Origin of the sequence: Cellulomonas persica (assembly GCF_007989825.1) — a bacterium.
GTDB lineage: Bacteria > Actinomycetota > Actinomycetes > Actinomycetales > Cellulomonadaceae > Cellulomonas > Cellulomonas persica.
On record NZ_BJUA01000014.1, the window covers coordinates 44,606 to 57,663 of the forward strand.

11 protein-coding genes are annotated in these 13,058 nt (G+C 73.4%); 2 read left to right on the plus strand and 9 right to left on the minus strand.

Annotated features, from left to right (window positions below):
* Positions 1 to 43 precede the first annotated feature (43 nt).
* The 5 genes from CPE01_RS13295 to CPE01_RS13315 form a co-directional block, all read right to left on the minus strand.
* Positions 44 to 499 carry a PIN domain-containing protein gene (locus CPE01_RS13295; protein WP_222592929.1) on the minus strand — a complete coding sequence of 152 codons (456 nt, stop codon included), beginning with the start codon at positions 497 to 499 and terminating at the stop codon, positions 44 to 46.
* 112 nt (positions 500 to 611) lie between these two features.
* The gene (locus tag CPE01_RS13300) at positions 612 to 1,223 is read right to left on the minus strand and encodes a GTP-binding protein (protein WP_146807306.1); all 612 of its coding nucleotides are present in this window, start codon (positions 1,221 to 1,223) and stop codon (positions 612 to 614) included.
* Positions 1,204 to 1,581, minus strand: coding sequence for a DUF742 domain-containing protein (locus CPE01_RS13305; protein ID WP_048342677.1), 378 nt, complete (start codon positions 1,579 to 1,581; stop codon positions 1,204 to 1,206). Before CPE01_RS13305 ends, CPE01_RS13300 begins: the two co-directional genes overlap by 20 nt.
* Before the next feature lie 14 nt (positions 1,582 to 1,595).
* Positions 1,596 to 2,045: a roadblock/LC7 domain-containing protein gene (locus CPE01_RS13310; protein WP_048342676.1), complete on the minus strand. Its 450-nt coding sequence runs from the start codon at positions 2,043 to 2,045 to the stop codon at positions 1,596 to 1,598.
* A gap of 82 nt (positions 2,046 to 2,127) precedes the next feature.
* The gene (locus tag CPE01_RS13315; RefSeq protein ID WP_146807307.1) at positions 2,128 to 6,903 is read right to left on the minus strand and encodes an ATP-binding protein; all 4,776 of its coding nucleotides are present in this window, start codon (positions 6,901 to 6,903) and stop codon (positions 2,128 to 2,130) included.
* A gap of 218 nt (positions 6,904 to 7,121) precedes the next feature.
* Between CPE01_RS13315 and CPE01_RS13320 the strand changes: the two genes are divergently transcribed.
* Positions 7,122 to 8,159: an NAD(P)H-quinone oxidoreductase gene (locus tag CPE01_RS13320; RefSeq protein WP_146807308.1), complete on the plus strand. Its 1,038-nt coding sequence runs from the start codon at positions 7,122 to 7,124 to the stop codon at positions 8,157 to 8,159.
* Positions 8,160 to 8,208: 49 nt separating this feature from the next.
* Here CPE01_RS13320 and CPE01_RS13325 read toward each other — a convergent pair whose 3' ends face one another.
* Positions 8,209 to 9,441 carry an AGE family epimerase/isomerase gene (locus CPE01_RS13325; RefSeq protein ID WP_146807309.1) on the minus strand — a complete coding sequence of 411 codons (1,233 nt, stop codon included), beginning with the start codon at positions 9,439 to 9,441 and terminating at the stop codon, positions 8,209 to 8,211.
* A gap of 64 nt (positions 9,442 to 9,505) precedes the next feature.
* Here CPE01_RS13325 and CPE01_RS13330 point away from each other — a divergent pair, with 64 nt between their 5' ends.
* Complete coding sequence (locus CPE01_RS13330) at positions 9,506 to 10,099, plus strand: bacterial proteasome activator family protein (protein WP_146807310.1); 594 nt, start codon at positions 9,506 to 9,508, stop codon at positions 10,097 to 10,099.
* Between the two features lie 129 nt (positions 10,100 to 10,228).
* On the opposite strand, the gene CPE01_RS13335 is transcribed toward CPE01_RS13330, so the two are convergent.
* From CPE01_RS13335 to CPE01_RS13345, 3 genes are read right to left on the minus strand one after another with little or no spacing between them, the layout of a single operon-like run.
* Positions 10,229 to 11,092, minus strand: a complete 864-nt coding sequence (locus tag CPE01_RS13335; protein ID WP_146807311.1) for an EamA family transporter — start codon at positions 11,090 to 11,092, stop codon at positions 10,229 to 10,231.
* Positions 11,093 to 11,136: 44 nt separating this feature from the next.
* Positions 11,137 to 12,063, minus strand: a complete 927-nt coding sequence (locus tag CPE01_RS13340) for a carbohydrate ABC transporter permease (protein ID WP_186811541.1) — start codon at positions 12,061 to 12,063, stop codon at positions 11,137 to 11,139.
* A complete protein-coding gene (locus CPE01_RS13345) occupies positions 12,060 to 13,034 on the minus strand; it encodes a carbohydrate ABC transporter permease (RefSeq protein WP_146807312.1) in 975 nt (324 codons plus the stop codon). The genes CPE01_RS13340 and CPE01_RS13345 overlap by 4 nt, the downstream gene beginning before the upstream one ends.
* Positions 13,035 to 13,058 lie beyond the last annotated feature (24 nt).

Here is a 13,058-nt window from a genome sequence, read left to right on the forward strand (position 1 = left end):
ACGGTAGGGGCGCCCCGGCGTGGGCGACAGAGGTCGCTGCGCGTCAGGCCAGCCAGGGCGTCGCGTCGGCCTCCCACCAGCGCTCGGCACGGCCGGGGGTCACGATCTCCAGCCCGTACAGGACGGCCACCCGTGCCAGACGCGCGTCGTACGTCGCCACGGCCGTCACGTCCGGGTGCGCCCGCGCCGCGCCCAGGTGCATCGCGACGAACGGCGGCAGGACCCCGGCCACGTCGGTCGCGCGGTTCACGGCCTGGTCGGAGATGCGCACGACCTCGACCTCGAGCAGGACGCGCTGTGCGATCTCGCGCGCCTCGGCGTCGTGCATCCGGGCGGTCCCCCGCAGCTCGCTCACGCCGAGCTGGGTCGTCAGCAGCCGCGGGCCGTTCGACCGTGCCCACGTGAGCCACGGCGCGCGGTGCGGCGCCCCGGGCAGGTACCGGGACAGCGCCGACCCGTCCGCGTACACACGCGGGCGACCGACGGCGGGCTGGGGCACGGTCCCATGATCGCCCACGCTCGGCGCCGGGCGCGGGCGCTCCGCGCGAGATCCCACGAACGCCGACGGCCGGCCACCCCGCATGCGGGTGGCCGGCCGTCGAGGTCGCTGGTCAGCGCTGGCGCAGGCGCTCCATCGCGAGCTGCACCAGGGCGATCAGGGCCTGCTTGGTGGCCGCACGCGAACGCGCGTCCGTGTAGAGCACCGGGACGTGCGCCGGGATGGCGAGCGCCTCGCGGACGTCCTCGAGCGCGTGCTTGGCGACGCCGTCGAAGCAGTTGACACCCACGACGAACGGGATGCCACGGCTCTCGAAGTAGTCGACTGCCGGGAAGCACTGGTCGAGCCGGTCGGTGTCCACCAGCACGACGGCGCCGATCGCGCCGCGCACCAGGTCGTCCCACATGAACAGGAAGCGGTCCTGGCCCGGGGTGCCGAACAGGTACAGCCACAGCGAACCCGGCAGCGCGATGCGGCCGAAGTCCATGGCGACCGTGGTGGTGGTCTTGTGGTCCGACACACCGCCGGCGTCGTCGACGCCGATGGAGTGCTCGGTCATCGCGGCCTCGGTGTTCAGGGGCTCGATGTCCGAGATGGATCCGATGAAGGTGGTCTTGCCGACGGCGAAGCCGCCGGCCACGACGATCTTGACGACGGTGGGGGCGACTGCACCGGCGGTTCCGGCCGGAGCGGCCACCGCGGCGTCAGAGGGCGGAAATGCCATTGAGAACACTCTCCAGCACGCTCAGGGACAGGGCGGGGGACTCACCGGTGTTGACCTCGACCGGCTGAGAGGTGTGCACGCGCACGAGTTGCTGGTCGGACATGTCCGAGACCAGGATCCTGATCACTCCGATCGGGAGGTGGAGCAGTGCGGACAGCTCCGCGACGGAGATGTAGGTGCTCGCCGCGTGCTGCAGGATCGCACGCCGCTCCGGCGGCAGACCCTGACTCGACACTGCGTCGGGCAGCGCCTCGACCAACGCCTCGATCGGCAGGTCGGAGCGCGCCGAGCGCACGCGCCCGCCGGTGACGGCGTAGGGCCGCACCGTCCGGGCGACGTACTCGATGTGCTCACTCATGAAGGATGGGCTCCTCAGACAGCCGGGGCTCGGGTAGCGCCGTCGACGGGGAGCTGGCCGCGCATCTCCGAGATGAGCTGCGGGGTCAGGGTCGCCTCGGTGCGGGACACGAGCATGGCCATCTCGTATCCGATGAGGCCGACGTCGCAGCTCGAGTCGGCGACCACGGCGAGGACGGAGCCGTTCGAGACGGTCATCAGGAAGAGGAACAGCGTGTCCATCTCGATGATCGCCTGACGCACCTCCCCCGCACGCAGCTGCCGCGACGCGCCGCGGGTCAGGCTCGACATGCCGGAGACGATCGCGGCCAGCTGGTCGCCGCTGGTGCGGTCCAGCTGTTCCGACATCGCCATGAGCAGACCGTCGGCCGACACCACAAGCGTGTGGCGAGTGCCGGGCACGGTCCGGACGAAATTGTCCAGGAGCCAGCCGAAATTGGCTGCCTCGGTGCTGAGCGCGGTCACACTTCCTCCTTGCTGGTGCAGTCGACGACTGCGGGTTCGTACGTCCCCACGGCGGGGGCGATGTGGGGAACAGCGGCAGGTGTCATGAGGAGCTCCGAGGCGAGTCGCCCGCGGCCTGACGGCCACGAGAGGTGCCGGACTGGAAGCTCGACAGGCGGCTCCGCAGCTCGTTGGGGTCACGCTGCGGGCCCTTGCCGGCGGACTCCGACGGAGCCGGGGCGATCGGCGGCATGGCCGTCGGGACGCGCCTGGTCAGGCGCTCGCCCGAGCTGGCGACGCTCGGCCGGTACGTCGAGAGCTGGCTGAGCTCGGACAGCGCCTGCTCCTGGATGTCGGAGCGCAGCGCCAGCATCGCGGCGACGTTGTCGTCGAGCGTGCCGATCCGCGGTGCCACCGACTGCGGGACCACCGGGTTCGGCACGTCCACCGTGGCGGCGGCCGCCGACTGGCGGGGCGCTGCCCACTCCGGCGGAGCCCACGAGCCGGAGGACGCCGGCACGGGCGCCGGGGCGGGCGCCGGGACCACGGGTGCGGCGACCGGAGCCGGCGGCTCGGGCGCGGACCACGCGGACTGACGCGTCGGCTCGGCGGCGGGCTGCTCGACCGGGGCCGGCGCCGACCACGCGGCGACCGGCTCGGAGGCGGGGGTGAAGCTCGCCGCGGGCGTCGCACCGGTGGTGCCGCTCTGCTCGCCCTTGCGGCGACCGAACAGACCCCAGCGCTTCTTGCCGCCCTTCTCCTCGGCGGCCGGCGCGAGGTCGGCCACGCCTGCCGCACCGAAGCCTGCGGCTGCGCCGAGACCGGCGTCCGCGCTACCCGCGTTCCACCCGGCGGCGGGTGCGGGCTGCTCGGCGACGGGAGCGACCGGCGCCGCGGGCTGCGGCGCGACCGGGGCCGGCTGCGCCTCGAACACCGACGGAGCCGGGGCCGTGGGCGCCGACGGGGCGTCGGGCGTCTCGGTCTGCGCGAGGGACGGCCACGCGGGAGCACCCCACGCGGGCGTCGTCTCGGCCCAGACCGGGTCCTGCTCGGGCTCGTCCTCGGCGAGGCCGGGGACCGCGAACGTCCCGAACGCGGGCGCCTCGGCGACGGGCTCAGCATCCTGCTCGGCTGCCGGCTCGGCGGCGGGCTCCGCGGGGAGCAGCTCGGTCGGGGCGTCCCACGCGGGCGCCTGCCAGGCCGGCTGATCCTCGACGACCTGCTCGGCGACGGGCTCGGACGCCACGGGCTCGGGCGCGTACGACGCGGGCTCGTAGCTCAGCGGCTCCGCCGGCTGGAACGCGGCAGGCTGGTACGCGGCGGGCTGGTACGCAGCGGGCTCGTGGGCCGGCTCGGCGCTCGCCGGCTGGAACGACGCGGGCTCGTAGGACGCCGGCTCGTACGAGGCGGGCTCGTACGCCTGCGGCTCGGCCTCGGGCTCGGCCTCGACCGCGGGGGCGGCAGCCACCGGCTCGGCGACGGCCGGCACCGCACCCGTGTGCCACGCGCGGGCCTCGTCGAGCGTGCGCTCGAAGTCGAACGGCTGCGACGGGTCGACCTGCGCACGGCCCCGCGAGGACCATCCGGCGTACCCGCTGTACGAGGTGTACGGCACGGGCGTCGGCGCCGCGACCGGGACGTCGACGACCGACGGCTCGGCGTGCTGCTCGACGTGCTGCTCGGCGGCCTGCTCCTCGGCGGCGGCCTGCTCGGCCGGCTGCTCGGCGGGAGCCGCGTAGGGCTCGTACTGCTGCTCCGGCTGCGTGTCGACGGCCGGAGCGAGGTCGACCGCGGGCGCCTCCCACTGCGGGAGGTCGTGCGACGGCTCGCTCGCGGCACGGGCCACGAGGGGCTCGATCGCACCGGTCGGCGCGGGCTCGTAGCTCGCGGGCTCGTAGGCGGCGGGCTCGTACGACGGCTGCTCCTGGTACGACGGCGCGTCGACGACCGACTGCTCGGCGGGCTCGAAGGCCGCCGACTCGTAGGACGCCGGCTCGTAGGCCTGCTCGGCGGGCGCCTGCTCGGCGACGGGCGCGTACGGCTCGTAGGCCTGCTCGGCGGGCGCCTGCTCGGCGACGGGCGCGTACGGCTCGTACGCCTGCTCGGCCGGTGCCTGCTCGGCGACCGGCGCGTACGGCTCGTACGCCTGCTCGGCGGGCGCCTGCTCGGGCGTGTACGCCTCGGGCTGGTAGGCGACCTGCTCGTCGGCGGGGGCCGCGTGCTCGTCGGCCGCCTCGTGCTCGTCGGCTGCCTCGGTCGGCTGCGGCTCGGACGCGAGGTCGTCGGCGAAGGTCGGCGCCCACTCCTGCGACTGCGCGACGGCGGGCTCGTCGTCGTCGTCGGGCGCGAGGCCGGGGACCTCGAGCACGGCGGGAGCGGGCTCGTCGACGGGCTGCTGCTCGTCGTCGTCCTCGGCGAGCGCGGGGACCTCGGGCTGGGCCGGGGACAGACCGTGCGCGCCGAGCGCCATCCACGGCGCGCGGACCTGGTCGTTGCCACCGTCCTCGCCGAGCGCGCTGCGGCCCCGGAAGCCGGAGAACAGGCCGGCACGAGCGGCGGGGCTGGGCACCGACGACGCGGGCTTCTCCTCCTGCACCGGGGCGGCCGGGGCCGCCTGGGCGACCGCGGGCGTCGTGGAGCGCGCGGCACGGCTCGGGAGGCCGGAGCCGGACGCCGCCTGCAGCGTCGCGGGCGCCCAGTCGGGCGCGGACGACGACAGGTCGGGAGACAGGGTCGGGACGGCCGTCTCGGGCAGGACGATCGCGTTCTCGTCGAACGTCTTGCGCGGTCGGGCCGGGAGCTCGCCGCCACCGCGGGTCGGCAGACCGCCGGCGGCACCCGGCACCGGGATCGGCGCGGAGTCGGCCGACGGCTCGCCCTCGCCACGGCGACGTCGCGGCAGACCGAGCGCCGTCTCGCCGTCGGTGAGCGCGGCGAGGTCCACGGGGGCGACCTCGGGCGCCTCGACGGCGGCTGCGGCGACCTGGGCCTCGATGGACGGCGCACCGTACGTCGAGTTCTCGTTGGTGGAGAACAGCGACGCGGGCAGGAGCACGGTCGTGTCGGTACCCGTGCCGCCCTCGGCCTTGGCGAGGCGCACCGCGGCGCCGAGCTTCTGGGCGATGCGGCCGACGACGAAGAGGCCGAGGCGCTGGGCACCGAGGGCGTCACCGGCACCCGACGAGACGATCTTCGCGTTGGCGGCGACGATCTCCTCGTCGGTCATGCCGAGGCCGTGGTCGCGGATGCGGACCGCGACGAACTGACCGGACACACCGGTGGTGACGGTGACCGGGGTCTCGGGCTCGGAGAAGACCGTGGCGTTCTCGAGCAGCTCGGCGAGCAGGTGGGCTGCGGGCAGCGCGTTGAACCCGAGCATGTGCGGGTCGACCTGCAGGTCGAGCTCGACGCGGTCGTACTGCTCGATCTCGGACGAGGCGGTGCGGATCACGTCGGACAGCGGCATCGAGTCGCGCAGACGACGACCCGAGTCGATGCCCGCGAGCACGAGGAGCGACTCCGCGTTACGACGCATCCGGGTGGCGAGGTGGTCGAGGCGGAACAGGTTCGCGAGCGTGTTCGGGTCTTCCTCGGAACGCTCGAGCGAGTCGATGAACGACAGCTGGCGGTTGAGGAGCACCTGGTCGCGACGGGCGACGTTGACGAACATCTCGGCGATGGACCCACGCAGGGCGGCCTGCTCCTGCGCGACGCGCACGGTGGTGGAGTTCATCGAGTTGAACGCCTGGGCGAGCCGGCCGACCTCGTCGCGCGAGGTCACGGGGATCGGCTCGAGCTGCACGTCCGGCTGCTCACCCGGGGTCGCCACCTGCTCGACGATCTGCGGCAGGCGCTCACGGACGTCGGAGGCGGCCGAGGTCAGGCGCCGCAGCGGGATGACGATCGACCGGGAGACGACGAGCGCGAGCAGCAGGGACAGCGCGAAGGCGAGGACGGTCGCGGCGATGGTGAGGTACGTCCGCTGCGTCGCGGCGTCCACGTCTGCGTCGGCGAGCGTCTGCGCGTGCTTGATCGCGTTCTCGGCGACCTGGACGAGCGCGGTCGTCTGCTCCTCGATCTCCGCGGAGTAGGCGGCCGGGTCGACCTTCTGGACGGACTCGAGCTCGCCCTTGGCGAGCAGCGCGCGCTGCGCGATGAACTGCGACGAGGGGTGGCCGGCGGGCAGCTTGAGGTCGACGCCCGACATGCGGTTCAGCGCGACGGCCGCGTTGGTCCGGCTGACCTCGACCGCGTCGACCTTCTCCTGGTACACGGAACCGAGCGCGGGGCTGACGGTTCCGGCGAGCAGCGACGAGCCCTGGATGAGCTCGGCGACGAGGTCGGTCGACGTCTGCGAGAGCGTGCGGTAGCCGGTGACGGCGGCGGCGACGTCACGGTTCGGGAACGTCTCCGCGATCTGGGCGACGAGCTCGAGCTGGCCGTTCTCGATCGTCTGGAAGTTCGCGCGGACGACGGAGGACACACCACCGCGCTCGACCGCGAGGCGGGCGGCGGGCAGGGTCGTCTCGTAGTCGGCCTGCACCGACTCCCACTGCTGCACGACCGCGTCCGAGAACTTGTCGAGCGGGATGTCGCCGCTGATCTTGCGCACGTTGGCGAGCGCGACGTCGGTCGCGGCCTGCGCGGCGGCGATCGTCTCGGGGTCGCGGCTCGTCATCGACACGATGTACTCGGTGTCGATCGCCTGGCCCAGCGGCATGTACGCGCGCAGCGTGGAGGTGACGCTCTGTGCGGCACGCGCCTCGTTCAGGTCGTCGAGGGCGCTCACCGAGATGTAGGCACCGAGAAGGACCAGCACGAGCATCGGCACGGCCAGTACGGCCAGCACCTTGGCTCTAATGCCAAGTCGTCGCAGCATCTCGTTCCCTTCCTCGCCTGACGCGGGGTTCCGTCGGCGCGGACACGACGATGGATCACCCGTGCCGCAGTATCGGCCGTTGGACGATCGACCATTAGCCCGCGCCAGAGTTTGCCACGGACCTCACCCAGAGGGATACGACGAACCGGGACGAGGTGGACGCGCACCACCACATGTGCGTGATGGGGAGTGCCGAAGGTCCCGACTATGGTGCCCAGGTGCGCGCAGTCGTCGTGACCGAGCCCGGTGGACCCGAGGTCCTCGCGGTGCAGGACGTCCCCGAGCCCGTCCCGGGTCCCGGCGAGGTGCTCGTCGCGGTCGAGGCCGCGGGCGTGAACCGCGCGGACCTCCTGCAGCGCGCGGGCGCCTATCCCCCGCCTCCGGGCGCCGCGCCGTGGCCGGGTCTCGAGGCGGCGGGCGTCGTGCTGGCCGTCGGTCCGGCGGCCGACGAGGCCGCGACGAGCCGGACGACGAAGGGCGCGGCAGAGCCGGCGCGCGGCGCGCGGTCCGACGAGCTCGCGGTCGGTGACCGCGTCGCCGTGCTGCTCGCGGGCGGAGGCTACGCCGAGCGCGTCGTCGTGTCCGCCGCCCTCGCGCTGCGCGTGCCCGAGGCGGTCTCGCCGGTCGAGGCCGGCGCCCTGCCGGAGGCGCTCGCGACCGTGTGGTCCAACCTGCGCGAGGCGCAGGCCGCACCGGGCGAGACGGTCCTCGTGCGCGGCGGCTCGGGCGGGATCGGCTCGATCGCGGTGCCGCTGGCCCGGTTGCTGGGGCTGCGCGTGATCGCGACCGCGGGCGGGCCGCAGCGCGTGGCGCGCGTCGCCGCGCTCGGGGCTGACGTCGCGCTGGACCACCGCGCGGACGACCTTGCGGACCAGGTCCTGGCCGCCACCGACGGGCGCGGCGTCGACGTCGTGCTCGACGTGCTCGGTGCGGGTGGCCTCGAGGACAACGTGCGCGTGCTCGCGACGGGTGGCCGGCTCGTCGTGATCGGGTTGCAGAAGGGGCGCCGCGGGACGCTGGACCTGGGCACGCTCATGGCCCGCCGGGGCCGGGTGATCGCGACGACGCTGCGCTCGCGCGAGCCCGCCGACAAGGCGCGGATCATGGCCGAGGTGCGCGAGCACGTGTGGCCGTTCGTCGTCGACGGCCGGCTGCGGCCGGTCGTGCACCGGACGCTCGGGCTCGACGACGCGGCGCGCGCGCACGAGCTGCTCGCGAGCGGCGAGGTGTTCGGCAAGCTCGTCCTGGTCCCTTGAGCACCCACGGGACCAGGGGAAGCACCGGAACAGCAGAACAGCGGGACGCTCAGGCGAGCAGGCCGGCCGCGAGCGCGGGAGCCAGCGCGGGCGCCAGCGGCAGCCGCGGGATCAGCGTCGCCTGCACCGCGTGGTAGATGTCCGCCTTGCCGGACCAGATCGTGCGCGAGACGGCGTTGTCGGTGCCGAGCTCGTGCCACCACGAGCCGCCCTCGCGGTCCAGGTGGTGCGTTCCGACGTACTCCCACCAGGTCGTGTACCAGGCGTCGAACCGGGCCTGGCCGGTCGCGGCGTGCAGCGCGGCGGCGGCGGACACGGCCTCGGCCGCGACCCAGTGCATGCGCTCGCGCACCACGGGCGCACCGGTCCAGTCGACGGTGTAGACGAACCCGGGCGCGCCGTCGACGTGCCACCCCTCGACGACGGCCGCGGCGAACAGCTGGGTCGCGTCCTCGAGCATCCACTCGGGCGCGGCGCCGTCGAGCGCCTCGAGCGCGGCCCGCACGTGCAGGGTCAGCCGCGCCCACTCGAACGCGTGGCCGATCGTCGCGCCGTACGGCCGGAACGGGTGCGCGGGCGTGTCGACGTGGTACTCGAGCAGCGGGTTCCAGCGCGCGTCGAAGTGCTCCGGGATCCGCCACGCGTGGCCGCGCGCGAGGCGGTGCACGACGCGCTCGACGATCCGCGCGGCGCGGTCCAGCCACACGCGCTCCCCCGTGACGTCCGCTGCCGCCAGGTACGCCTCGACCGTGTGCATGTTCGCGTTGACGCCGCGGTACGGGTCGAGCTCGGTGAACGACGCGTCCCACTCCTCGACGACCATGCCGGCCTCGTCGTCCCAGAAGTGCTCGGCCTGCACCGCGAGCGCCGCGTCCAGCAGCGCGCGCGCACCGGGCCGTGCGGCGGTCGTCGCCGACGCCGCGGCGAGCACGACGAACGCGTGCGGGTACGCGGCCTTCGTCGTCGTCACCGGTGCGCCGTCCCGGCCGACCTCGGCGAACCAGCCGCCGTGCTCGTCGTCGGCGAACACCCCGGCCAACGCCGCCAGACCGTGGTCGACGAGTGCCGCTGACCCCGGGCGGCCCAGGAGGTGGGCGAGCGCGTACACGTGCGTCATGCGGCACGCGATCCACAGCTCCCACGGGCCGTCGACCGGCTCCCCCGCGTCGTCCTGCCGCGCGAACGCGCCGGGCACGAGCGCCGAGCGGCGCCCGAACGCGAGCAGCCGGTCCGTCTCCTGCTCCAGCCAGCGCGCGTGCGCGGCCGTGCTGAGCCATGGCATGGCGCCACCCTAGTGGCCGGGTGCCCGCCTGGTCCGGGCGGGTGGCTTCGGCGAGAATGCCCGGGTGACCGACGACGAGCGTGAACCCCGCATCCTGGTCGTCCCGCCGGACGGCTCCCGCCCCGAGGCGTCCGACGACGCCCCCGACGACCCCACCAGGTCCGGCCGTGCCGGTTCCGGCGACGGGCCTGAGGACGACGCCGACGACGAGGACGTCCGCGGCATGGTCGCGCAGCCGGCCAAGGTCATGCGGATCGGCACGATGGTCAAGCAGCTGCTCGACGAGGTGCGCAGCGCACCGCTCGACGAGGCGGCCCGCGCGCGGCTGGCGGAGGTGCACGAGCGGTCGCTCGCCGAGCTCGAGGAGGGCCTGTCCCCCGAGCTGATCGAGGAGCTGCACCGCATCACCCTGCCCTTCACGGAGGACGCGACGCCGTCGGACGCCGAGCTGCGGATCGCACAGGCGCAGCTCGTCGGCTGGCTCGAGGGCCTGTTCCACGGCATCCAGACCGCGCTCGTCGCGCAGCAGATGGCCACGCAGGCCCAGCTCCAGCAGATGCGCCGCGCGCTCCCGCCGGGTGCGATCCACCCGACGGGACTGACGGGCCACGCGCAGCCGTCCGACGACGAGCGCGGCGGCACGGGCCAGTACCTCTGACCCCGCGCGTCCGCTGATCCGCCCCCGGCGTCGTCGTCCCGGCGCCGCGCTTCGTCGTCCCGGCACCGGTGCGTCGCCGCCACCCGACGAACCCGTGCGCGAACGACGAACCGCTCGGCAGGGACCCCGTCACGCCGGCGGCGGGACCTCCCGCGTCGCGTCGTCGCGGTGCGCGGTCAGGGCGATCGCGCCGGAGACCAGCACGAGCCCGACGATCTCGATGCCGTGCGGCACCTGCTGCAGCAGCACGGCGCCGACGAGGGCCGCGGTCGCGGGCAGCAGCGCGAGCAGCACCGCGAACGTCGCCGCGCTCACGCGCCGCAGCACCACCTGCTCGATGCCGTACGGCACCACCGACGAGAACAGCGCGACCACGACGACGAGCAGGGCGAGCCGCGCGTCCGCCAGCACCGGCCCGGCGCCGTGCGCGAGGAACGGTGCGAGCACGAGGCCCCCGACGGCCAGCGCGACGCCCAGACCGTTCAGCCCGCCGGTCGGCGCGGACGCGACGCGACGCCCGAGCACGATGTAGAACGCCCAGCAGGTCGCGGCGACGCCGATCGCGACGAGCCCGCGCGTCGCGTCGTCGCCCAGGTGCAGGCTCACCCCGGCGAGCAGCACGACCCCACCGGCCGCGACGACGATCGCCACGCGGTCGCGCCACCCACGGCCGGTGATCGCGGCCACCGCCACGGGTCCGGCGAACTCGAGCGCGACCGCGGTGCCGAGCGGGAGGGTGTCGATCGCGACGTAGAAGGCCGCGTTCATCGCGGCGAGCACGACGCCGAACGCGGCGGCGGTGCGCAGCGCGGGCCACGTCCACAGCGCGCGCGTGCGCCAGGGCCGGGTCCAGCCGATCAGCACGAGCGCGGCGACGACGACGCGCAGCCACCCCAGGCTCGCGGGTGCGAGCCGCGCGAACAGCCCGACCGCGACGGCGGCCCCGACGTACTGCGTGACCCCGGAGACGACGAACAGCAGCGGGGCGGGCACGCCGTCAGGCTAGCCCGCCCCGTCACCGCACCGAGCGAGCCCGGCTACCCCTTGACGGACCCTGCGAGCAGGCCGCGCACGAAGTAGCGCTGCAGCGACAGGAACACGATCGCGGGGATGATGATCGACACGAACGCACCCGCCGAGAGCAGGAACCACTGCGACCCGCGGGTGCCGGTGAGGTTGAGCAGCGCGACGGTCATCGGGGCGAGGTCCCGTGACGAGCCGGCGAAGGTCAGCGCGACGAGCAGGTCGTTCCACACCCACAGGAACTGGTAGATGCCGAGCGCCGCGATCGCGGGCTTGAGCATCGGCAGCATGAGGCGGAAGAAGATCGTCACGTGCCCGGCGCCGTCCACGCGCGCGGCCTCGATGAGCTCACCGGGGATCTCCTGCATGAAGTTGTGCAGCAGGAACACCGCGAGCGGCAGCCCGAACATCGTGTGCGACAGCCACACGGCCCAGAACGTGCCGGCGATGTCGATGTCGACGTACAGGCTGAGCAGCGGGATGAGCGTGACCTGGATCGGCACGACCTGCAGCGCGAACACCGCGATGAACAGGACGTTCCTGCCCCGGAAGTTCATCCACGCGAACGCGTACGCCGCGAGCGTCGCGAGGAACATCGGCAGCACGACCGCGGGGATGGTGATGACGACCGAGTTGATGATCGACGGCGCGAGCGACTGCGAGCTGTCGCTCGACAGGACCGTCTCGTAGTTCTCGAGCGTGAAGTTCGGGTTGGTCAGGACCGTCCACCAACCGCTGTTGTTGATGTCGGTCGCAGGCCGGAACGACGTGACCAGCAGGCCGAGCGTCGGGATGGTCCACAGCACGGCGAGGACCACGGCGAACAGCGAGGCCCACGGCTTGGACAGGCGACGGCGCGCGGCTGCCGCGGTGGTCTCGCGGCCACCACCGGGCGTGACGGGCCCGTCGACGGTCGCGGTGTCGATCTGGACGGCGCTCATCGGCTCGCCTTCCGCAGGTGGTGCACGTTGTAGACGATGATCGGGACGACGAGCACGAACAGCAGCACCGCGAGCGCGGCACCCAGGCCCTGGTTCCCGGCGCTGAAGCTCTGCGTGTAGAACTCGTTCGCCACGACGGACGTGCCGTACCGCCCGGCGGTCATGGTCCGGACGATGTCGAAGACCTTCAGACACCCGATCGCGATCGTCGTGAGCACCACGATCAGCGTCGGCCGGATGCTCGGGACGGTCACGAAGCGGAAGAGCTGCAGCGAGCTCACGCCGTCGAGCCGCGCGGCCTCGGTGATCTCGCTCGGGATGGCCTTGATCGCGGCGGACAGGATCGTCATCGCGAACCCGGCCTGGATCCAGATCATCACGGCGATGAGGAAGAAGTTGTTCCACGGGCTGTTGAGCAGGAAGTTCTGCGGTGTCCCGCCGAGCCACACGATGATCTGGTTGATGAACCCGATCTGGTTCGGGTTGTTCTCGACCGCGGGGTCGTAGAACCGGTACTCGTACATGAACTTCCAGATGATCGACGCACCGACGAACGAGATCGCCATCGGCAGGAAGATCAGCGCCTTCGCGGCCGCCTCGCCCTTGGCCCCGTCGACGAGGATCGCGTAGATCAGCCCGACGACCGTGGCGACGAACGGCGTGACGAGCACCCACAGCACCGTGTTGCGCAGCACGACGAGCTGTTCGCCGGACGTGAAGATGTCGGTGTAGTTGCCGAGCCCGATGAAGCTGGTCCCGGCGGCGTCGTAGAGCGAGCGCCACACGGTCCGCAGCGCGGGGTAGACGAGCCCGACGGCGATCAGCAGGAGCGTCGGACCGATGAACCACCACGCGACGCGTCGGGCGCCGCGGCGTTCGAGCAGGTGGACGACGAGCAGGATGGCGCCGATGACGACGGCGAACGCGACGAGCGCGACGACCATCCCCACCAGCTTGTCAGCGGCTTGCATGGCACCTCCCAGCAGAGCAGGGGG

Excerpts from the sequence above, each read along its gene's own strand:
- CPE01_RS13300 (WP_146807306.1), bottom strand. The coding sequence starts at position 1,223 with ATGGCATTTCCGCCCTCTGACGCCGCGGTGGCCGCTCCGGCCGGAACC.
- CPE01_RS13315 (WP_146807307.1), bottom strand. The coding sequence starts at position 6,903 with ATGCTGCGACGACTTGGCATTAGAGCCAAGGTGCTGGCCGTACTGGCC.
- CPE01_RS13325 (WP_146807309.1), bottom strand. The coding sequence starts at position 9,441 with ATGCCATGGCTCAGCACGGCCGCGCACGCGCGCTGGCTGGAGCAGGAG.
- CPE01_RS13305 (WP_048342677.1), bottom strand. The coding sequence starts at position 1,581 with ATGAGTGAGCACATCGAGTACGTCGCCCGGACGGTGCGGCCCTACGCC.
- CPE01_RS13345 (WP_146807312.1), bottom strand. The coding sequence starts at position 13,034 with ATGCAAGCCGCTGACAAGCTGGTGGGGATGGTCGTCGCGCTCGTCGCG.
- CPE01_RS13340 (WP_186811541.1), bottom strand. The coding sequence starts at position 12,063 with ATGAGCGCCGTCCAGATCGACACCGCGACCGTCGACGGGCCCGTCACG.